The following is a 20,901-nucleotide window of genomic DNA, read 5'->3' as shown; positions in this document are numbered from 1 at the left end:
GAATACGCTCTCGCCGACCTGTCAGATCGCCGCGCCGAGAGAATAGACGGTGAAGATGTACAGGCAATAGGCGGCGCACAGGAACACGCCGGAAATCTTACCGAGACAGATCCGGAAGCCCGCCATGCCAAGGAGCAGAACGGCGCATGCGAGCATGACCCAGACATCCAGATGAAGGATTTCTGCGGGAACATCGATCGGAACGATCGCCGAGGTGATCCCGATGATCGCAAGAAGATTGAAGATGTTCGAGCCGATGACGTTGCCGATGGCAACTGCTCCGTGCTGGCGGATGGCGGCCATCACGGTCGTTGCGAGTTCCGGCAGGGAGGTGCCCAGGGCAATCACGGTCAGCGCGATGACGGCATCGCTGACACCCCAGGCCTGAGCGACCGAGGTGGCACCGTTGATCGTGAAATGGGCGCCGAGCGGAAGGCCGACAAGACCAAGGGCGATATAGACGCCCGCAATCCAGATCGCGTCCGGAACGCCTTCAACGTCATCGAGTTCATCATCGTCGTCTTCCTCCGCGGCTGCGGCAGCGGCTGCTGCGGCCTTTTTCTCCTTGCGATGACGGATGGCAAGAAGTGCGGAATCTCCGAGGAATACTGCCAGGAGCCCGAGAAGAATGATGCTGGCGGTCAAAGAGAGCGGGGTGAAGTAGCATAGCGCTATGAAGACCACCGATACAGCCACCATGAAGACCGCGTTCTTAGTTGCTCCGTCTTCGCCGCAAGGTGTTGTTGCGATCAGGGCGGGCAAGCCAAGGACCAGAAGGACATTGGCGATGTTGGAGCCGACCACGTTGCCGATTGCGATGCCGCCCGAACCCTCGAGGGCTGCCTTCAACGAGATCACCAGTTCGGGCGCCGATGTGCCGAAAGCAACAATAGTGAGACCGATCACCAGATTGGGAATGCCCAGGCGCTGGGCCACACCGACGGAACCCCGAACCAGAATGTCGCCTGCAATAATCAGCACAACAAGGCCGCCAGCAAGGCTTACGTAGTCGAAGAGCATCAGGGATCCGGTTCAGGTTCGAAATGGGTCAATGGCGTCACAGAGGCGGCGCGCAATTCAGGTTGCGGCCTTATACGCAATAGATTGGGGCAGGAAAAGCTGCCCGCAACCCGAATGGCGCGGGGAATTTGCTCTAATCGGGCTGCAATGTGCTGCGGATGTATCCGGGTGAACTCACTGTTAACCATGTGTTCACCATGCCAGACAAAGACCGCAATTCGCCCTGAAAACTCCCCAATTCCCCAAATGAAAGGCCACAAACGCCTCCCATATTTTGAAAAGGGTGAGGTTGGGGACGAGCCAGGTGGCCGTCCGCATTTCATTCGGGACAAGTACATCTGGAGTAACAACACATGAAGCGTCTTGCATTTGCAGGTTTGACCGCTGCCGCCGTTTCGGCCCTGTCGGTCCCCGTGCTTGCGGCTGACCTTCCGCAGCCGGCAGACCCGGCACCGACCTATTATGACCAGGTACCGGCAGCCCGTTTCGACTGGGGCGGGGCCTATGTCGGCGGTAACCTCGGCTGGGGCTGGGGTAATTTCAACAACCGCAACGCGCCGGATACGGATGGCTACGGCGTCCAGGGCGGTGTCCATGCCGGTTACAACTACCTGATCGCTCCGAACGTCGTGCTCGGCGCCGAAGCAGATTTTCAGTTGTCCGATCTGAACGGCAGCGCGACAACCGGCGGTACCAATGTGAAAACCGGTTCGGACTGGAATTCCAGCATCCGCGGCCGCCTTGGCTACACGTTCGACCGGTTCATGGTCTACGGCGCAGGTGGCCTCGCCATCGCCGACCAGGACTTCAATGTCAACGGAGCCAAGAAGAGCGCTACCGCTCTCGGCTGGACCGCTGGCGCGGGTGTTGAAGGTGCCGTCACCGACAAGGTCACCGCGCGCCTGGAATATGTCCACCAGGACTTCGGTTCCGAGAGCTTCACGCTCAACGGCACGCGCTACAAGTCGAACCTGGACGAGAACCTTGTCCGCTTCGGCATGAGCTACAAGTTCTAAGGTCAGGATCGACAATCTGCCTGATGACAAACCCGGCGCAGTGCGCCGGGTTTTTTGTTACATGTCGATACATGTTTTTCCGTACTTTGCCGCACCGCAGTGATAAAAATTGACAATGAACGTAAGGGGCTAGCGACAAGCGGCCTTGCGGAATGAACGGATTGCGCGATTTCGGCGTATAATTGCCCGACATATATTCGAGGGAGAATGGAATGAGGTTCCTCACCAGGGGGCTCTTGGGCATCCTTCTGTTGGCAATTGCTGCCGGCGCCATCGGCTATGGCGTCTACCGGATGTCTGGCGCGCTGAACAAGGAAGAGGCGCGACGCAAGCCGCCGGTGAGTGAACGTGTCTACTCGGTGAACGTCTCCAGCTTCGAGCCGGAAACCGTCGATCCGGTGACGACGACATTCGGCCAGATCAAGAGCTGGCGGAGCCTTGAAATCCGCGCCAGTTCGGAAGGCCGTCTGGTCGAGGCCGCACCGACGTTCCGCGACGGGGTCGTGGTGCGCGAGGGAGAACTTCTGGTTCGCATCGATCCGGCGGACGCTCAATCTTCGCTTCTGGATGCCCAGGCGGCCCTTGCCGACGCCGAGGCCCAGAAGGCCGAAGCAGAGGAGGCGGTTGTCGTTGCCGAGCAGGAGCTGGAAGCTGCTCGCAAGCAGATCGGGTTGCGGCGCCAGGCTTTGGAGCGTCAGATCCAGCTGCGCGAGAAGGGCTATTCGACCGAAGCGCAGGTCGAGACCGAGCAATTGTCTGTCGCCGCTCTTGAACAGTCGCTTTCCAATCGCCTGCAATCGGTCATTACCGCACGCAAGAAGATCGAACGCATGGACTTTACCGTGGCGCGTGCCCGCATTGCCGTGGAAGATGCCGAGCGCACCTTGCAGGAAACATCGGTGACGGCACCGTTCTCCGGTACGCTGGACCAGGTCAATGCAACGCTGGGGCGGCGGGTCAGCCAGAGCGAGACCCTTGCGGTGCTCATCGATCCGGCGGCGCTGGAAGCCCGGTTTGCGCTCTCCACCCGTCAGTTTGCCAGGTTCCTGGACGACAGGGGACAATTGATCAAGGCCGAGGTCGAGGTTGATCTACAGCTCGGCGAGCGGGTCGTGACCGCCAAGGGCAAACTGGAACGTGCCGCAGCCGTCGTTGCCGAAGGCGAGGCGGGCAGGTCGGTCTTCGCCAGCCTGGATCTGGACGCTGATACGCCGCTGCGCCCCGGCGACTTCGTGACCGTCCGGCTGCGCGAGCCGCAACTGACCAATGTCGCGCGCATCCCGGCAGCAGCGGCTACGGAAAACGGCGATATTCTTGTCGTTGGCGAGGGCGACCGGCTTGAGGACGTCCGGGTCCGTGTCGTGCGCCGCATGGGCGATGAACTGATTGTGGCGGACGCGCCCTTCGGCAGCCGCTATGTGCGCGAGCGCCTGCCGCATCTCGGGGCTGGCCTGAAGGTCGTCCCGCGCGTGATTGGCGAGGATGCCGGGGATGCCGTTCCCCAGGCGAAGGCAAAACCCGCGGACGGGAACGACATGGTCGAACTGGAGCCGGAGCGCCGGGAGGCGCTGATCGCCCGTCTCAGCCAGAGCCGGATGCCTGATGAGGTCAAGTCGCGCCTGATCGATGCATTGAATCAGCCAAGGGTTTCGACCGAACTTCTGCAGCGGATCGAAAGCCGGGGTGGCAGGGGGTAAGCCATGAAAGTGTCCCTGAAGTCCGAATTCACGTCCTTCTTCGACTACATGGTTCGTCACCGAACCGCTGCGAACCTGCTCCTCGCCTTCATGCTTCTGGGGGGCATTGCTGCCGGTACCAAGATCCGCACGCAATATTTCCCCGATGTCGTCAACGAGAAGGTCAATGTGACCGTCGAATGGGCGGGTGCGGGTCCTGAGGACATGGACCGGGGCGTCGTCGAATTGCTGGGGCCCCAGCTGCTGGCGGTGGAAGGCGTCGAGGAAGCGAGTTCGACGGCACGCGAGGGCCGTGCGACGATCTCGCTGGAGTTCGAGGCCGACTGGGACATGGGCCAGGCCATGGACGACGTGAAGGCCGCGGTCGACCAGGGGCGGAGCAGTCTGCCCGATGGTATCGACGAGCCGACGGTGACCCGCAGCAGCTTCAGCGACCGGGTCACCAACGTCGTCATCTTCGGTCCGGTCGATCCTGACCAACTGGCCCGCTTTGCGGAAAATCTTCAGACGGCCCTGTTCCGGGAAGGCATCACCCGCGTGTCCATCACCGGGGTTGCCAATCCAGTGATCCGGATCAATGTGCCGGAGGCCATGCTGATCCGGCACGACCTTTCCCTGCGCGATATTTCCACCGTTGTCGGTACGGAGATGGAAACGACGCCTGCCGGAGACGTGGCCGGTGGATCGGCGCGCCTGAGGACCGGGCAGACCCGCCGTTCGGAAGCAGAGCTCGGTGAAATCGTTCTGCGGTCCCCGTCGGACGGCGAGAAACTGCAGCTGAGATCGGTCGCGGATATCGTCACCGAGGGGCGCGAAAGCGGCAAGGCCTTCTCGCACAAGGGCATGCCTGCCGTTCTCTTGCAGGTGAACCGCGATGCCGCCGGCGATACCATCAAGATCCAGCGCAAGGTGGAAGAGGTGGTTGCCCGGATGCAGGGCGAATTGCCCCAGGGCGTTACCGTTCAGCTGACCGAAACGCGGGCGCAGAACATCATCGACCGGCTTGAAATTCTGGTCGAGAACGGGGTGTTCGGCCTCGTTCTCGTCGTTGGTTTCCTATTCCTGTTCCTGTCCGCCCGAACGGCCTTCTGGGTTGCAGCCGGCATTCCGGTTGCCATGGCCGCGACCATTGCGCTGATGTATGTCTTCGGCGTCACCCTGAATATGTTCTCGCTCTTTGCACTGATCATCTGCCTTGGCATCGTCGTCGATGATGCCATCGTTGTGGGTGAACATGCCGACTTCCTGTCGCGGCGCGGCTACGGCCCGGCCGAGGCATCGGTGCTTGCTGCAAAACGCATGGCGGGACCGGTCTTCTCCGCGTCCATCACGACGATCATCGCCTTTGCCGGGTTGGTCGCCATCGATGGCCGCTTTGGTGAACTGATTGCCGACATCCCCTTCACGGTCGGGGTCGTGCTTGTCGCCAGCCTGGTTGAATCTTTCCTGATCCTGCCGGCGCACATGCGGCACGCGCTGAAGGCAAGCAAGCAGCCTCGCTGGTACGACTGGCCGAACCAGACCTTCAACAAGGGGTTCAACTGGTTCAAGGAGCGGCTGTTCCGACCGTTCATGGCCATGGTTTTGACGGCGCGCTACACGGTTCTGGCGCTGGCGGTCATGGTGCTGATGATCTCGGCCAGTCTCTATGTCGACGGCACCGTGCCCTGGCGCTTCTTCAACGCGCCGGAGCGCAACGTGATCAACGCCAATATCGCGATGATGCCCGGGGCCACGCGTGAAGACACCAGGGCGATGATTGCCGAAATGGAGCGTGCCCTGGATGCTGTCGACAAGCGCTACGGAGAGCAATACGGCACGCCGCCCGTCGCGTTTGCCCTTGCCACGATTGGCGCCAATGCCGGTTGGCGCTCGCTAAACGTTGCAGACTCCAAGGACGAAGATCAGTTGGGCGGTCTGTCCATCGAGCTGATCGATCCGGATCTCAGGCCCTACTCGGCCTTCAAGTTCATCGGCGAATGGGAGCGGGAGATCCGCAAGACGCCGATGCTGGAGACGATGGCCGTGCGCGGCGGGCGGTCCGGACCTGGTGGCGATGCCATCGACGTTCGCCTCTACGGACCCTCGACAACGTCCCTCAAGGAAGCCGCGGAATTCCTGAAGCAGGCCTTGGGCGCCATGCCCGGGGTCAGTGCCCTTGAAGACACTTTGTCCTTCGACAAGGCGGAGCTGTCCCTGAGGCTGACGCCAAAGGGTGAGGCGCTGGGCTTTACCACCGAGAGCGTTGCCCGTGTTCTGCGCGATCGGCTGGAAGGGATCGAGGTCGCCGAGTTCCCGGTCGGCCGGCGAACGGTGACGGTCAAGGTCAGCCTGCCTGAAGCCGAAACAGATGCCTCGTTCATCTATGATACGCGGCTGAAGTCGCCCGCCGGTCCCTATGCCTCGCTGAGCGAGATCGTCGAGGTGGAGAGCAGCTATGGTTTTGCTTCAATTCGCCGGGAAAACGGTTTGCAGACCCTCCGGGTCAGCGGTGACGTTTCCGAGGACGATCCGGAAACGGCTGTGCGCGTGCGCACCATGCTGGAAGAAACGCTGTTGCCGGAACTTGCAGCCCGTTTCGATGTTCAGAGCGAGATGGCCGGTCTTGCAGAACAGGAGCGCGAGTTCCTGTCCGATGCGATCATTGCCTTCATCGCCTGCCTTGGCGGGATCTATCTGACCCTGTGCTGGATCTTCGCGTCCTGGACACGGCCCCTCGTCATCATGCTGGTCATCCCCTTCGGCGTCATCGGTATGATCTGGGGCCACCATTGGCATCAGCTTCCGATCAGCATGTTCTCGATCATCGGCTTCATCGGCATGGCCGGCATTATCATCAACGACAGCATCGTTCTGGTGACGACCATCGATGAATACGCGAAGGACCGTCCGTTCCGTCAGGCAATTCTCGATGGTGTAACGGACCGCCTGCGGCCTGTCGTCCTGACGAGCGCCACCACAGTCTTCGGCCTCGCGCCCCTGCTGTTCGAGACAAGCCGCCAGGCCCAGTTCCTGATGCCGACGGTCATCACTCTGGCCTACGGGCTCGGTTTCGGTCTCTTCGTGGTGGTGCTGGTGACACCGGCGCTTCTGGCCGTCCAGCACGATTTCGGCAGGACACTCAAGTCCGGAGTTCGCCTGTCCCGCCACGGTCTGCGGCGACGCAAGCCGCTGGGCGGAAACTAGACAAAAACGGCAGGAGGACCATGCGTCTTCCTGCCGTGTGTCTTTTCAGAAGCTGAATTTGCTGATCAGCGCAGGGGCTCTTCCTTGGTCGGAAAGCCTGCCGGCGGCACTTCGGTCGTCTTGAATGCCGGGATGGCGTCTTCAAAGGCTTTCAGCCACGCAACGAGCCTCGGGTATTTCTCGCGCCAGACGCCGGAAAAACGCAGGTCCTGGTAGCCGAGGGCGCAGGCCAGGGCAATGTTGCCGGCATCCGCATCGCTTGCCGAGGTGACCGTTGCCGGCGTTGTGTGTTCAAGCACCTCCAGTGCGCGGGTGATCTTTGCGGCCTGATAGGCCTTCCATTCCTCGAAGCGGTACTTCTCGGGCCGGAACCGGTGTTCATAGACCTGCAGGATGCCGGCATCCATCATGCCGTCGGCAAGGGCCTGCATGCGCAGGACCGGAAAGCGGGCTTCGCCGATGGGCAGGATCTTTCCGCCGCCGGCCAGGTGATCGAGATATTCCACGATCACGCGGCTGTCGTAGAGAACGGTGCCATCCTCAATGATCAGGGCGGGAATCTTGCCAAGCGGGTTCTGCTGGCGGATGGAGTCATCCGGATCTGCTGTGTTGGTGGCTTCCACGTTTATCAACGGCTTGAGGCCGAGGACGTCTGCAGCGATCTTGACCTTGCGGCCGAACGGGGAAGCGGGCGAGGACCGCAATACCAGCATGACAAACTCCCTGAGGTGTTGGCGGCGCAGGGGATTGCGCCGGGCATTTTTCGCAATTGTGCACGTGCGAAGTATTTCGGCAAGGGGTTGATTGCGAAGAACAGTTCCGCCCAGCCACCACCTTTGGTCTCGGTCACTTCGCGAGCGCGGAACCAGCGGTGTTTCGGACTTCAGCGGGCAGGCGAGGGAACGGAGATCTTGCCGGCTCGGCAACCGCTGCGATCGACGGCGCGGCAACCGCGGAAGTTCAGATCCTTGTCGAGGCAGATGCGGACTTCCTGGAGCGTACCGTTGGAACAGGTGACGGCCATCGCGGCATCCCTGAGGCCGGGATTGGAGATGCGGAATGCCTTTTCTACGGCATCGGGAGCGATGCGGCCGGTCCGATCGAGGCTCTGGAACGGCGCCGGAATACGGATCTTCTCGAATGCGCGCCGGGTCATGTCGAAATATTCGTCCGCATCCAGGCCGGAACAGCTGCCATGCTTGCGCCACTGGTGCGCAACGAGGGATCGGCTCGGCATGATGTCCAGCATGTCATTGACCGTTCCGCGGTCCAGGCCGTCCTGGCGGGAGCGGCAAAAATCGGGATAGCCGCGTTCGTACTGAGGCCACAGACCATGAACGATGAACCGGAACGGTTTCGTCGCGCGGCATTGCAAAGGATCGGCATTGCGCCCACGGCTGGCGCAATAGGTTGGCGACCAGGACAGAGCCAGCACGTAGAAATCAAAGTCGCCCGGGGAACCTCCCGCACGGGCGGGTGTGCTGCTTTCCGACAGACCAAGGAAAAGGCTTGCGACCAGCACAAGACAGGTGAGGAAGCCGGTCGGCTTGAAAAGGGACATGCGTCAGTTCCAGTGGCGATCAATCAGCGCGGGCGAACCGTGCTGCAATAGGCACCATAGACATGCCACTTGTCGAGTGGCGACAGGCACGCCTCGACATTCCAGCGCACGCCGACGAACCCGGCATGTTCCTCCAGCCTGTAATGTACGGTGCGGGACGTGCCGTCGGTCAGGGTTGCCGTGCCGCGGCAATAGCGCCGGGCAAGCGGGCTTATGCCGTTCTCGCGATAGGCGACTTCGGTGATCCGGTCGATGGCCGTGATGGTGCGGCCATCGGCGTAGGAGATCTGGGCGCGTGCAAGCGTGCCGGCGACGGCGGACTGGACGGACTCGGAGGTGCATTCCGGCAATCGCGGGTCGCGGTTGTGGGAGAAATAGACCCTGTTTTCTGCCATCGCAGAAACGGTGAGGCTGGCCAGAACGGCTGAGCAGATGAGTGCGGCGGTGGGCAAGCGGAGCACGGGGACATTTCTCCTGACCGTTGAACGTCAAAATTGACGATGGGGGACCTTGCCACACCCGTCAAGTCCGCAGCCGGGGCGCTCCGCCTATTCTTCGATCAACTGTTCGACGCGCCAGCCCGCTCCCGGCCCCTTGGCCAGGGTCTCGGTCAACCAGGGCAGCACCGTGCGCATTTCCTCGGCGAGAGTGAAGGGCGGGTTTATCAATGTCATTCCGGATCCGAGCATCGGCGTGTCGGGTCCGCTGCGACCGACCTTCAACTCAAGCGTCAGGACATCCCGAACGCCGGCCTGGATCAGTGCGTCGTGGAAGCGGAACAGCCCGGCGATGTCCTTCAGCGGATACCAGCAGGCAAAGCTACCGGCGGAGAACTTGCGCCAGCCCTTGACGACGGCGCGGGCCATGCGGTCGAACTCGTCGGTTACCTCGAAGGCCGGGTCGATGATGACGAAGCCACGCTTTTCCTTCGGCGGCAGGAAGCTGTTCAGGGCCATCCAGCCGTCCAGATGGATCGTCTTGACCTGATGGTCGCCGGCAAACAGCTCCGAGAGGGTCTTGAAATCAGCCGGATGCAGCTCGGTAAGGGTAAGGCGGTCGATCGGGCGCATCAGGTCGCGGGCAAGAGCGGGTGAGCCCGGATAATGTCTCAGTTCGCCATCGGCATTGCGGGCGCGGATCGCGCCGAGCCAGGGGGCCAGGATAGCGGCGACGTCTTCCGGCATGTCTGCGGCCAGAACCTTGCCAACCCCGTCCTGCCATTCACCCGTCTTCTGGGTTTCCTCCGAGGTCAGGTCATAGGTCCCGATACCGGCATGGGTGTCGATGATCCGGAACGGTTTGTCCTTGCGCTGGAAATAGGTGATCAGCCGGGCCAGCACCACGTGCTTGAGAACATCGCCGATGTTGCCGGCGTGATAGGCGTGCCGGTAGTTCATGATGGCTGTCCATCCGTATGGTCGCGCTGCAGGAAAACGACGGCCTTGTCGCCGTGGTCCATTTCGCCGATCGGTCTGAACCCCAGTCTCTCGTGGAAACGCATGGAGCCGGGGTTGGGGGGGCGTGAATTGACTTCGCAGACCATGGGTCTGCCGCGGGTCTCCTGAAGCCGGGCAAGGGCGTCGTAGAGGGCTTCGCCAATGCGCAGGCCGCGGGCGGCCTCATCGACGAAGATGCGGTCGATATAGGCAAACTGAGGCAGTTTGGAGCTGACCCAGGCATAGTTCGGGCTGGCGTAGGACGTCGTGCCTTCCTTCAGGCAGAGCAGCAGTCCAGCCGGCTTGCCGTCCAGTTCCGCAACGATGCAGGCAAGGGCCTCTTCAACGAGTTCCCGCAAGGAGGATACCGTCAGTTCGCTGACTGCGGGGATCGCCCGGTTGTTCATTTCGACCAACGGCGCCAGATCATCGTAGTGGATTTGCCTTACGATAACGGCGGATGCGGGCTGGGATGCAGTCATTTGCGTCTTCTGTCCGGGAATTGCGATGGGGCTTGCGAGTTGCGCCGTCTCTGGGCTCTAGGCGCCTTCAGATATCGCTCCGCCTATACGAGGCCGCGGTCCGAATGGCAATGTTGTTGTCCCGCAGCGCAAAGCGGTCACGACAGGCGTTAGCCGGCAAACTGCCCGAGCGTGGTCATGTAAATGTAGAAAACGGCGCCGAAGCGCCGTTTTCAAGAAGCTCAATCGATGATGGCTTTAGCGCTCCGAGAGATCAGAGCAGCCTGAGCCGGATCCGTCGATCAGATGTCTTCGTCAGCGACGTCAGCTGCAGCTTCACCGCCTTCGCCGAGTTCCTGAAGGTTGACCGCCTTCGGGCCCTTGCCGCGACGATCCGGCTCGGTCTCGAAGGAAATGCGCTGGCCGCTTTCAAGGGTGGTCAGGCCGGAACGCTCAACTGCAGAGATGTGGACGAATACATCCGCATCGCCTGCATCAGGCGTGATGAAGCCGAAGCCCTTGTCGGTCTTGAAAAACTTGACCGTGCCTTCCTGGCGCGGACCGCGTTCCGCCGGCTCACCGCCGCCGCCGCCGAATTCGCGACGCGGACGCTGCGGACGATCACCACCGAAGCCGCCACCTTCACGGTCGCCGCCACCGTAGCCACCACGGCCGCCACCGCCGCCGTAACCGCCTTCACGGTTGCCACCGCCGTAGCCGCCGCCTTCGCGACGACCACCGCCATAACCGCCGCCGCCTTCACGGTTGCCGCCGCCGTAGCCGCCGCCTTCGCGACGACCGCCGCCATAACCACCGCCGCCTTCACGACGACCGCCGCCGTAGCCGCCACCTTCGTTGCCGCCGCCGAAACGATCGCGACCGCCGTCACGGTTGCCATATCCGCCGTCGCGTCCGCCGCCGTAGCTGTCACGGCCGCCGCCGTAACCGCCATCGTATCCGCTGTCGCGGGGAGCGCCGTATCCACCGCCGTAATCGCCGCCGCCAAAATCGTTGCCGAAGTCCTGCGAACCGCCAAACTCGCGCTTGCCGCCGCGACGTCCGCGAGAGCGCCGGTCCGAATTACCATCGTGCATTATGAATTCACCTTACCTGAGTGCCGACCGCTATGGCACTTAACCCATTAATTTTGCTCGTAAATTGTTACGAGCTGCTCCCTGCAGATGTTGCAGGCAACATCTGTGACCACTTTCGGGATCGGGTTGAAACAAGGGTGCCGCATCCCCATCCAGTCCGCTGATCTCATATCATAAGGCTGTGTGGGCGAAAATCGCAAGTGAATCCTTGGTGAATTTACTATTGAGCTGCCGTAGCGTGAGGCCAGATGGTTGTCCAATCAGAGATTGGGACGTCCTTTCCGTCACACGTCTGGCGGGTGGCTTGCTCGCGAAGTGCGAAGCCAGTGCCTGTCCACGCCCATCTGCTCCACCTGCCGCAATCGCCGACGCCCGAGCCCTTGAACAGGCCGATCAACTCGAGCGTTCCGGGGTTCCAGCGCGCATTATAGACAAGATCGGTGGCCACCGGACCATGTTCAGACATGCGGGCGAGATGCACCTGCCGGGTCTTGTCACCATCCAGCGACAGGATCACCACATAGGGCGTGTTGTAGGCACTGGGAGCGCCGCAAGGCAAAAGGTAGAGGGTCGACTTGTCGGCCAGCGGAGCGGCGACCGCATCAAGACCGGCAAAGATCGCGGGATCGATATCGGAGCAGAAGCGGTTGGCGTCCCATGCGCTCTTGAGGGCCGGGGGCAGGGTTTCAGGATTCAGGATGGGCTGGGCGTGAGGGGCGTCGACAGCGGGTTCCGTGCCGGTGTTGACGATGGCCGAAACCGTGCCGGAGCGCTGCTGCCGGTCGTCAAGCCAATCCAGCGCCAAGCGCATGCCGTCCAGAAGCACCCGAACCCTCACATCATCCGTGCCGATGGGTAGCGTAACGGTCATGACACTGCCCACGACCATGGCCTGAACGATTTCGTCGGTCAGCGGACCGGTCGGCAGCCAGAAGCCTTCGCCTCCGACGGGACGGAAACCGGGAGGTGTGGCGACAGATCCCTGGATCTCGCGCAGCTGTGCGACGGGCAGGGAGTCTATCGGCGTGCCGTCAACGTCGATCGTGATCTTTCGTTCGTTGTTCAGGGGCGCGTTCGCGGTCAGGCGCAGGAGTGGACCAGAGGTCGCATGCCAGTCGCGGACAATCCGCATGTCCAGCCATGTCGACTGCTCGCGGGTGAAGCTGGACGCGTAGCACAGGCCGGAATTTCCGCAGCCGACCGACCACTTGCCCCAGACAGGGGGAGTTCGGTTGTCCGATGCACTTGCCGACAGCGGCAAGGTCGCCACGAGGGCGACAAGGAGCAGAAACCGGATCAGTGTCAGCTTCATATGCGTGGACAGCCTGTTTTTGCCTGCCACTGTTCAGCAGGTGGATCTTCTTGTACGAAAAGCGGAACCGAAGGTGAAGCGCGTGCGGACGATAAAGCGTCGTTCGCTCGGACTTTGCCCAGTATTTGTCCCTTCACCCATTCCCCTGGGTCATTGCGGAGGCCGATTAGTGTCGCAGACGTCCGAAAGCCAAGCCGAAACCAACCTGCCGCCGATCCAGATCATGGTGATTCCGGTCACCTCATTCCAGCAGAATTGTTCGCTGATCTGGAACCCGGCAACGATGACGGGTGCTGTTGTAGATCCGGGCGGGGATGTTCCGATGCTGCTCAAGGTCATCGAGGAACAGGGAGTGACGGTGGAGAAGATCGTCCTCACCCATGGCCATATCGACCATATCGGCGGCGCGGCCGATCTGGCCGAGGCCTTGAGCGTGCCGGTCGAAGGACCGCACGAGGCGGACCGGATGCTGATCGCGCGGGTCAAGGACCAGGCTGCACAGTTCGGAATGCCGGACGTGAAAACTGTCGAGCCTGATCGCTGGCTGGTCGAGGGCGACACGATGGACATGGCGGGCCGCAGCTTCGAGGTCTTCCATTGCCCCGGGCATGCGCCCGGACACGTGGTCTTCTTCGATCGTGAGCTTCGCCTGGCGATTTCAGGAGATGTACTCTTCGCCGGATCCGTTGGCCGCACTGACCTTCCCGGCGGCAATCACGACGAACTGATCGCCTCGATCAAGGACAAGCTGTTGCCGCTCGGTGACGACGTGTCGTTCCTTCCCGGGCACGGTCCGGCATCCACCTTCGGTCAGGAGCGCCAGACCAATCCGTTCCTGCGCTAAAGGTTAAGGCGCCGTTCTAGTCGAGAACGGCGCGGAGGTCTTTCAGGCGATCGTTGACCAACCAGCCGTAGTAGTTTTCCTGCGGCCAGGCGGCGCCGGAGCGGCGGAACTTGGCGGCGCGGCCCCAGGGGTCGCCGAGATTGTAGAGTGTTGCGGTCAGGCCGGGGTTCTTCGAGATGTCGACCTTGCCGACGCGCTTGTAGGCCTCGATGGAATCCTGAATGACCGCGGCCATGTAGTGCAGCGAGATATTCGGATCCATGGTTGCCTGATAAACCTTCGCGGCCTCGCGGGCATCCAGGCGCGGATTGCCGCTCTGGCGGGCGACGCGGTCGGTCATCTTCAGGACAGTCAGGGGGCTCAGCTGGCCGAGCCCGAAGCTCTGGCCTGCAAACAGCGGCTGGAAGAAAGTCTCGTTGAAATTGGTGCGCGGATATCTGGTGCCGTCCACGCGCTTGCCCCGGAACTGGGTGTTCCAGACCCGCTCGTAACAGGACCAGCGACTGTCGCTGTCATCGGATTTTGAAGTCTTTCGGCAGCGGTCGAACTGGGACCTTTCGACAAACTCTTCTACGTGCTCGCCGTCATGAGCGAAGCTGATGTCAATTCCGGCATAGGCCAGCGCCTTGATGTAATAGGACTGGGCGCTGTCGAGCGTGTCGTAGTTGTAGGTGTGCTCGCCGACAATGGCGCCGATCATGTGGATCGGGTCGATGCTGTAGCGGTTGGCGACGCGCTTGATCGAGGAAATCAGGCGATTGTCGCGCTTGAGCACGGCGACGATCTTTTCGAACTTGGCGTCGTAACTGGAATTGGAAGCCCCCGTCCTTCGCGCCGACGCGAAAGGAATGTCAGGCTGCTTGCGGAAGCGATTGCCTTCGGGGACGACCCTCGCCGACGCGGCCGAAGCCGTAGAGACAAGCGCAGTGGTTGAACCGACCGGCGCAATGGCAATCAGCGCCAGAAGAGCAGCGCTGGCCAAGGGGAAGGTCAATCGTTTTGTCGTCATTCCAAGCATCGGCCTGAGCTTCCGTTCCGAGGGCGCATGTCGCCAGAACGGCTTTCCTTGCAAACATAATAAAACAAAAGCCGCGATCATTCGTTCCCGGGCAATTTGCCGCATTGGCTGAGCACGGGGGTAGGAGCACGAATCTCGACGCTGACCGGTTCCTAAAAGAGCATCCCGCAGCGGTAGTTTCAAGGCGAAGCCGGTGGATCGGCACCGGCACTGCTCACGTGGCTGGATATTTTCAACATGCAATTCTCCGTGAATGGCCCGCGGCCCCATCAGCATTGGTGCGAGTAGGTGAAGACAAGCGTGTCTGTTGTGTAGCGGCCTGTCGGGCGACAGCGGTTGTAGACTTCGCGCGTCCCCCTCACGGTGACCTGCAGCTGGTCGGAGCGCACCGGCCCCTCAACCGAATAGACCAGGGGGTTTCCGGGGCAGTATTTTGAAAACACACGGGACGTACCGCTGTACCAGTTGCCGGATTTTACGCCTTCGAACAGCAATGTGCCGCGACCGACCCCAGCTGCGTGAAGCTGACGGCGCGGTTGCTCGTAGCTGATCCAGCGGCGATTTCCATTTGCCTGCAGGCGCATCAGGGAACCGTTATGTAGCCAGCAGCTGTCGGCAAGTGCGGCGCCGCCAGGGCCTGGCAGTGCTATGGCCGTGAATGCCGTGATCACTGCTACCGCGAGAGGTGCTGTAATGCGCTTCCCGGCAGAGCTCTGCCAAGTCGTTTTCCTGCCCATTTCGTGTCCCCCGATTGCCCCGGCCGCATTCGATGCAGTGTTTCCGATCGACCGTGTTCCGTCCGTGATCTGCAGCACACTTTTTTCCCTTCGCACGCCTGACCGGAATTCGGCTTGCTCCCTAGCTGCGGGGCTTGACCTTCTTCAGATGCTCGGGAACCGGTCCGGCGCCAAGGCGGACGCAGGCCGGTACGCCCATATGGTCGAAAAAGGCCTTGTGCCGGGTGAGGCCGCAAAGTTCACGCTGGATGGTGACGTGCCATAACGCTTCTCCGGCCTCGGCAATGCGCAGCGCCCTCAGCCGCTTGCGATTGTCGAACTCCGGATCGTCGACGGGGTTCCCTGCCGGCGATGTGTTGCTCGCGTCCTCAGCGGGCGGAATGCGGCTGAGCGCCTGTTCCAGCTTCTTGTTCAGACGCGCGAGCGTTCCTGCCTTTTCGGCAATGATTTCCTGCTCCAGAGCGGCTGCGACCGGATTGTCGGCGCTTTGCTTCAGATATGCCTGGGGAGGGCGAACGCTCATGTGGACGGATCCGGGAAATATATCAACAACGGCAGGGCCAGATATCACTGCAATCATGCACCAGCCGGGTCCGGTGAAGCAATGCGCTCGGCGCTCAAGATGAGCAGTGCCAGCGTGACGAGCTTCAAAAGGCAAGGCAGAGCGGCATAGGTGAGCGAGAGGGCAAGGTTCATGTCCGCGGACATCTCAACGCCTGGCTGATAGCCCGCAAGACCGAGCAGCGGCAGGGCAAGGCCGGTGGCGACCGCGAGCGACCCCTTGGACAGGAGCGTCATTGCCGAGAACAGCCGGGAGGCTTCTGCCTGGGCCCGGCGTTGGTCGATATGGTCTGCGAGAATGGCAGGGGGCAGGGCGAGGTCACCGCCGAGGGCCAGGCCCGAAAGAATGCAGATGACACCGTAGGCGGTGGCATCGCCGGCGCCGACAAAGACCGCCCAGAAGAAGGTGAAGATGGAAAGGGCCATCGAAAGGCCCCAGGCCGTGAGTTTGGACGTACGCCGGGCCATCCACTGCCATAGAGCCATGGAGAGGGCGCCGGAGAGAAAATAGAGCAACAGGAAAAGCCCGGTCAGGCCTTCCGCCTGCAGACGATCCTTGATGAAAAACAGCACCAGCACGGCAGGGATTGCGCTCGCGAACGTGTTTAGCGCGAAGATCGCGTAGAAGCTCCGGCGCCACGGATCCGACAGGAGTGACGCAAGACCTGCCCGGCCAGCAACGCCCAGATCCGGGGAGGCTTTGTGGTATGCGAGCGGTGCCTGCTTCATCCAGCGCAGCAGCAGGCCTGCCGCGATGAACAGAATGGGGACGTAGAGCAGCGTCAGAAGGTGGAATGCACGGGCCGGGTCTTCGGCGTTGCCCAGCAGCACCGGTGCAATTGCAGCTGTCAGCAGTCCGAGCAGGCCAAAGCCTTCGCGCCAGCCGGTGATTTTCGTGCGGTCGGTCTCGGTTGCGACCCAGATCCCGCCAAGCGCCTGCAGGTTTATGGAGACGATGGAAAAGCCCGTCGTGCAGACGAAGACGGCGAGGCTGAACCATGCCAGCCGGCATGTCGGTGCTGGATGGAACAGCATCCAGAAACCGCCGCCGAGCATCAAGGCTCCGGCGATGATGATGCCACGGCGATGGGTGTGGTACCGGTCGCTCAAGCTGCCGATCAATGGATCTTGCAAGGCGTCGACCACCCTGAGAGCCAGAAGGGCGAGGCCGAGACTGGTGAGGGACTGGCCAAGGGTCGAGGCATAAAATTCAGGGGCGTGCAGATAAATCGGCAGGCCGGCGAAGGCGAGTGGAAAGGCCATCAGGCCGTAGGTGGCCAGCGCTGCCGGGGTAATCCGCTGCGTGGCCGCGGCGGCGATGATGCTTTCTCCGGTATCAGCGCTCGCGACCGGGGTCACGAACGGGCCCCGACCAGCTTGTTGCGCAAGCCCTGGTCATTCGTGTTGCGACCGAGCCAGATCCCGAAGAAGCGCCGGGTGAACTCCGTATCGCGAATGGTGCCGAGCTTGCGGTTGCCAGCATAGAGCACCGTGTTGCCCGTGGCGTCGCGCACTCCGGTGATCGACTGTCCCTTCGAGACGTTGGGGAGGATTGCCTCCAGTTGTCCGATCCAGCGGTCTAGCCTTTCGCCATCTTTCATGCCCTGGCGTTTCATTTCCTTGGCGGTTTGCTCGGCGATGGCCTTGCCGGTGAAGGCGCGCAGGTAGGTGAGCTTCAGCGCGAAGGGCTTGTCCGGCGAATAGGTTCCGGCGGGCGCATAGAGTTCGGCATCGAAAATGCGGAACCCCAGGAAGGTGAGCCGGCCTTCGCCGACAAGCGCTGCGGAGGGGACGACGCGGCCAGCTGGTCCGATATCCGCCCGCGCGAAAGCCGGATAGATGGCGAGCAGGCAGGCAACCGCCAGGAGAAGGATCGCAAGCCTGCGGAGGTCAATCGTCGGCGCGGGCAATGCCCGGGCCCTTGCGTGGGCGCTCCGGCCGGATCTGGCGCTCTGCAGGCCGTCAGTCTCATGGACCTGCCGAGGGGCGTGAAACGAATGCTGCATGGTGTGGGCTCCTTGCGGACCGGCCGACCTAGGCGGCTATCGTTCAGCATACGCAGGGAAGGGCCGGCCGGATCGCCGGGGGTCGCATTGCACAAGGAATGCGAGCGGAACGGCAGAGAGCATGAAAAAGCCCCGGAGGCGGACCTCCGGGGCGCGGGGAAAGGCAGCTTGAGAGCGGTCAGTCTCGCAGTCGAACGACGATGTCGTCGGTATTGTCCTTCTTCTTGTCCGTGCCGGATGCCGTGACGCTTTCGCCGGCCTCCGCATCCGTCTCGTCGGTATCGGCCCCGGCGCTCAGGCCGTCATCAAGCAGACCTGCCTCGTCGGCCGGATCGTACATGCGGGTCAGGCCAAGGTCCTCGGCCGGGCCGCGGCCTTCCATGGCGCGCTGGTAGTTGGAGATGACGCCCTTGAGCTGGACGATCTGGTCGTTCGCGGTATCGACCTGGATCTTGTACTTCTGCAGCTTCTTGTTCTCCTCGATGATCTCTTCCAGGCGCTCGGAGTACTTCTGGTTCTGGTTGCGCTCGTGGTTGAGGTCGGTGAGGGCGGAGTTGTAGCGCAGGTTCAGCTCACGCAGCTTGGCGTTGGTGGAAACCAGCTCGTTGCGGTCGCGCTCGTGGTTCTTCTGGGCGTTCTCCAGGTGATGCTCGATTTCCTGCATGCGCTGGACAAGGTCGCGCTTGCGCTCCTTCATCTGCTGGTTCTCGCGGGTCAGCTCCTGCAGCGACTGGGCGCCGATGCGGCGCTGGGACGACAGGTTCTCGATCTCGGCGTTGAGGGCATACACCTCGTTGTCGTGCTTGCGCTGTTCCTCTTCCATACGCGACTTGGCATAGGCCAGTTCCTGGTTCGCCACGTCCAGATGCGAGCGCAGGTCGATATTGTCGTTGCGGAAGTCGAGAAGCTGGCGCCTGGCCGCTTCCAGTTCGCCGGTGGCGATGTTGTTCTTCTGGATCTCGTCTTCCAGAAGCGCCGCGCTTTCCGACAGGTTCTGCTGCAGTTCCTTCTCGCGCTTGGCGACCTCGTCGAGGTTCGACTGCAGCGCGTCGGAATGATCCTGCAGGGTGTGGTGCTTGGCCTTCAGATCGTCCAGCTTGCCGGACAGCTCGGCGATGCGGGTGTTGGCGAGAACGAGGTCGGCGCTCTGGGCGCGGTGCTCGTCGTTGACCTTCTTGTTGTTGTCGCGGATGGAGATCAGCTCGTTGCGGGCGGTTTCCAGCGCGGTCCGCGTCTCGGTCAGGCGCTTGCGCAGGGAATGGCTCTCGGCCTGGCTCTCGTCCAGCTGGTTGGCCTGGGTCTGGAGCTTGTGATTGGCATCCAGAAGATCCGTCGACAGCTTGGCGTTTTCCGACTTCAGGCGGATTTCCGCCTCGACCTGGGCGCGCGACGTCTCGACAAATTCGGCCAGCATCTGCACCGAGTGCCGGGACTCGGCCGCCATGGCATGCATCTGCTCGAAGCCCTGGCCCAGGCCGCCGAGGCGCGCCTTCAGCCCGTCGAGCTGGTGCATCTTCTCCTGCATCTTCAGGGCGAAGGGAGACAGGTGCTGGATGTTGGACGGCTCGTCCGGCGTGGTGTCGAGATGTGCCATGTCGTCAGCTTCAAAGCCCTTCGCTTCCGGTGTCCCGCTTCTGCCCGAAACCGACGTGTCGATAACCGGACGCGATGTCTTGGAAAACAGTCCCATTCCGCAGCTCCTGCCTTACTGATTACTCGGCCGCTCCTCCCGGCCCGGAGACGAACGTTAATATATTGTTAACTTTTTGACTTGTGGCGCCAGTGGAAATTGCAGGAATCATCGAGGGAAATGCACAGAAATGCGCATCATCGTGGAAACAACTGTCAAATCGACCGAGGTTGTGGCCCGGTTGCTTAACTTGTGAAGTCGATTACTTATTGGTAAAAATAACAGTATCTGAACATTCTTGAGGCTCTCTCACGATCATGCAATCAAGGGTTTAGTCCTGGTGCCGGGATGCGGACCCATGATCCGGCGCTGTGGCGGGAGTGCATCTCGCCGCCGATGCCTCGTTCACTGTTTTGGGGGAGGGCGCGGGGGAGCGGGCAGCACCGGACGCGCCGGGCCTTGGCTCCGGCGGCCGGGCAGTCTGCGGCCTTTCGGAAAAAAGGCGGGATGGCAGGCGCGTCGCGGCCTTGCCGGTCGCGCGAGAGGGGTATTCCTGATGCGGGGCTTGCGCCCCGCGGGACAAGGCTGTCGCGCCTGCCCGGAGCTCCGAGGGCTGCTGGTCCGGCGGTTGCGATCCGCCGGCAGCCGATCCGTTCTTGCCGCGCCGCCCTTGCTGCGCCCCGAGGGTGCTCTCAGGCCCCCGGTTTGCCAGTTGGCTCGGCTCTGGCGAGGGGCGCGCGCCTGGCCGCCCGCCTGTCCCGCCTCAAGATCCGGATCCGGACCTCCGGTTCGCCCCACCGAGCCCGGCCGTTCCATGGCTTGGCCGGTTCAGTCCCGCATGGGGTGAACGCCCTCAGGATACGCCCGCCCCGGGTCATGGGGCGTTCGATTGTTTCGGCTCAATGATTTCAGCGGCTTATGGGGCAGTGGGTGCTGTATTACGGTTTTACTGGAGGGGAGACGGCGATGCCACACCCTCCGCCGTTACGCCGGAGGGGGTCCGGGAGCCACTCGTTTCCACAAGGGATCGGTGTGGGCACTGCGTTTCCGTCCCCTCTTGTCATCCCAGCACCCGCATTCGCGAGCATAAACTCCGGCTGGGATCCAGTAGTGGCAGGCGGGGGTGATGGAGCCGCGAGGCTGCGGCGTACTGGTTCCCGGATCTCCGCTTGCGCTGCGTCCGGGGTGCCAGCTGGGGTAAAGGTGGCGGCCTCGGTACAACCTTAATTGCCGCGCGGGCCGAATTCAGAGATATGGACCTACCTCAGCGCCGCAAAAGTGATCAACTCAGACAAGAGTGGGTGATGGCGCCTGAAACAACA

General features: G+C 62.0%; 18 protein-coding genes. 4 read left to right on the top strand and 14 right to left on the bottom strand.

Annotation, left to right across the window (positions count from 1 at the left end):
• Positions 1 to 21: 21 nt before the first annotated feature.
• Entirely contained in the window at positions 22 to 1,020 is a 999-nt protein-coding gene (locus ACN0SY_RS08820) for a calcium/sodium antiporter (protein WP_417686430.1), read from the bottom strand.
• 353 nt (positions 1,021 to 1,373) lie between these two features.
• Between ACN0SY_RS08820 and ACN0SY_RS08815 the strand changes: the two genes are divergently transcribed.
• The 3 genes from ACN0SY_RS08815 to ACN0SY_RS08805 all read left to right on the top strand — a co-directional run bounded on the left by ACN0SY_RS08815 (position 1,374) and on the right by ACN0SY_RS08805 (position 6,919).
• Positions 1,374 to 2,036, top strand: a complete 663-nt coding sequence (locus ACN0SY_RS08815; RefSeq protein ID WP_417686428.1) for an outer membrane protein — start codon at positions 1,374 to 1,376, stop codon at positions 2,034 to 2,036.
• 212 nt (positions 2,037 to 2,248) lie between these two features.
• A complete protein-coding gene (locus ACN0SY_RS08810; protein WP_417686426.1) occupies positions 2,249 to 3,733 on the top strand; it encodes an efflux RND transporter periplasmic adaptor subunit in 1,485 nt (494 codons plus the stop codon).
• Positions 3,734 to 3,736: 3 nt separating this feature from the next.
• The gene (locus ACN0SY_RS08805) at positions 3,737 to 6,919 is read left to right on the top strand and encodes an efflux RND transporter permease subunit (protein ID WP_417686424.1); all 3,183 of its coding nucleotides are present in this window, start codon (positions 3,737 to 3,739) and stop codon (positions 6,917 to 6,919) included.
• Positions 6,920 to 6,984: 65 nt separating this feature from the next.
• On the opposite strand, the gene ACN0SY_RS08800 is transcribed toward ACN0SY_RS08805, so the two are convergent.
• The 7 genes from ACN0SY_RS08800 to ACN0SY_RS08770 all read right to left on the bottom strand — a co-directional run bounded on the left by ACN0SY_RS08800 (position 6,985) and on the right by ACN0SY_RS08770 (position 12,783).
• Positions 6,985 to 7,632 (bottom strand): glutathione S-transferase family protein, encoded by a 648-nt coding sequence (locus ACN0SY_RS08800; RefSeq protein ID WP_417686422.1) that lies wholly within the window; start codon positions 7,630 to 7,632, stop codon positions 6,985 to 6,987.
• A gap of 170 nt (positions 7,633 to 7,802) precedes the next feature.
• Positions 7,803 to 8,480 carry a ribonuclease T2 family protein gene (locus ACN0SY_RS08795; protein WP_417686420.1) on the bottom strand — a complete coding sequence of 226 codons (678 nt, stop codon included), beginning with the start codon at positions 8,478 to 8,480 and terminating at the stop codon, positions 7,803 to 7,805.
• A gap of 23 nt (positions 8,481 to 8,503) precedes the next feature.
• On the bottom strand, positions 8,504 to 8,941 hold the full coding sequence (locus tag ACN0SY_RS08790) for a cytoplasmic protein (RefSeq protein WP_417686418.1): 438 nt from the start codon (positions 8,939 to 8,941) through the stop codon (positions 8,504 to 8,506).
• Between the two features lie 87 nt (positions 8,942 to 9,028).
• A complete protein-coding gene (locus tag ACN0SY_RS08785) occupies positions 9,029 to 9,877 on the bottom strand; it encodes a 23S rRNA (adenine(2030)-N(6))-methyltransferase RlmJ (RefSeq protein ID WP_417686416.1) in 849 nt (282 codons plus the stop codon).
• Positions 9,874 to 10,398, bottom strand: coding sequence for a GNAT family N-acetyltransferase (locus tag ACN0SY_RS08780; protein WP_417686414.1), 525 nt, complete (start codon positions 10,396 to 10,398; stop codon positions 9,874 to 9,876). Before ACN0SY_RS08780 ends, ACN0SY_RS08785 begins: the two co-directional genes overlap by 4 nt.
• Positions 10,399 to 10,679: 281 nt before the next feature.
• Positions 10,680 to 11,471 (bottom strand): cold-shock protein, encoded by a 792-nt coding sequence (locus tag ACN0SY_RS08775; protein ID WP_417686412.1) that lies wholly within the window; start codon positions 11,469 to 11,471, stop codon positions 10,680 to 10,682.
• A gap of 220 nt (positions 11,472 to 11,691) precedes the next feature.
• Positions 11,692 to 12,783 carry a DUF1176 domain-containing protein gene (locus ACN0SY_RS08770; RefSeq protein WP_417686410.1) on the bottom strand — a complete coding sequence of 364 codons (1,092 nt, stop codon included), beginning with the start codon at positions 12,781 to 12,783 and terminating at the stop codon, positions 11,692 to 11,694.
• Between the two features lie 223 nt (positions 12,784 to 13,006).
• Between ACN0SY_RS08770 and ACN0SY_RS08765 the strand changes: the two genes are divergently transcribed.
• The gene (locus ACN0SY_RS08765) at positions 13,007 to 13,627 is read left to right on the top strand and encodes an MBL fold metallo-hydrolase (RefSeq protein ID WP_417687197.1); all 621 of its coding nucleotides are present in this window, start codon (positions 13,007 to 13,009) and stop codon (positions 13,625 to 13,627) included.
• Positions 13,628 to 13,643: 16 nt separating this feature from the next.
• Here ACN0SY_RS08765 and ACN0SY_RS08760 read toward each other — a convergent pair whose 3' ends face one another.
• From ACN0SY_RS08760 to ACN0SY_RS08735, 6 genes are all read right to left on the bottom strand, one after another.
• Positions 13,644 to 14,636 (bottom strand): DUF1402 family protein, encoded by a 993-nt coding sequence (locus ACN0SY_RS08760; protein WP_417686408.1) that lies wholly within the window; start codon positions 14,634 to 14,636, stop codon positions 13,644 to 13,646.
• A gap of 278 nt (positions 14,637 to 14,914) precedes the next feature.
• The gene (locus ACN0SY_RS08755) at positions 14,915 to 15,460 is read right to left on the bottom strand and encodes a hypothetical protein (protein WP_417686406.1); all 546 of its coding nucleotides are present in this window, start codon (positions 15,458 to 15,460) and stop codon (positions 14,915 to 14,917) included.
• Positions 15,461 to 15,503: 43 nt separating this feature from the next.
• A complete protein-coding gene (locus ACN0SY_RS08750; protein ID WP_417686404.1) occupies positions 15,504 to 15,905 on the bottom strand; it encodes a hypothetical protein in 402 nt (133 codons plus the stop codon).
• A gap of 53 nt (positions 15,906 to 15,958) precedes the next feature.
• Positions 15,959 to 17,302: an MFS transporter gene (locus tag ACN0SY_RS08745; RefSeq protein ID WP_417686402.1), complete on the bottom strand. Its 1,344-nt coding sequence runs from the start codon at positions 17,300 to 17,302 to the stop codon at positions 15,959 to 15,961.
• Positions 17,299 to 17,949 carry a chalcone isomerase family protein gene (locus ACN0SY_RS08740; protein ID WP_417686400.1) on the bottom strand — a complete coding sequence of 217 codons (651 nt, stop codon included), beginning with the start codon at positions 17,947 to 17,949 and terminating at the stop codon, positions 17,299 to 17,301. The genes ACN0SY_RS08745 and ACN0SY_RS08740 overlap by 4 nt, the downstream gene beginning before the upstream one ends.
• Positions 17,950 to 18,127: 178 nt before the next feature.
• On the bottom strand, positions 18,128 to 19,639 hold the full coding sequence (locus ACN0SY_RS08735) for a hypothetical protein (RefSeq protein ID WP_417686398.1): 1,512 nt from the start codon (positions 19,637 to 19,639) through the stop codon (positions 18,128 to 18,130).
• Positions 19,640 to 20,901 lie beyond the last annotated feature (1,262 nt).

It is taken from the genome of Roseibium sp. (assembly GCF_048261595.1).
Classification (GTDB): Bacteria; Pseudomonadota; Alphaproteobacteria; order Rhizobiales; family Stappiaceae; genus Roseibium.
This window is presented reverse-complemented; position numbering and strand designations above follow the sequence as displayed.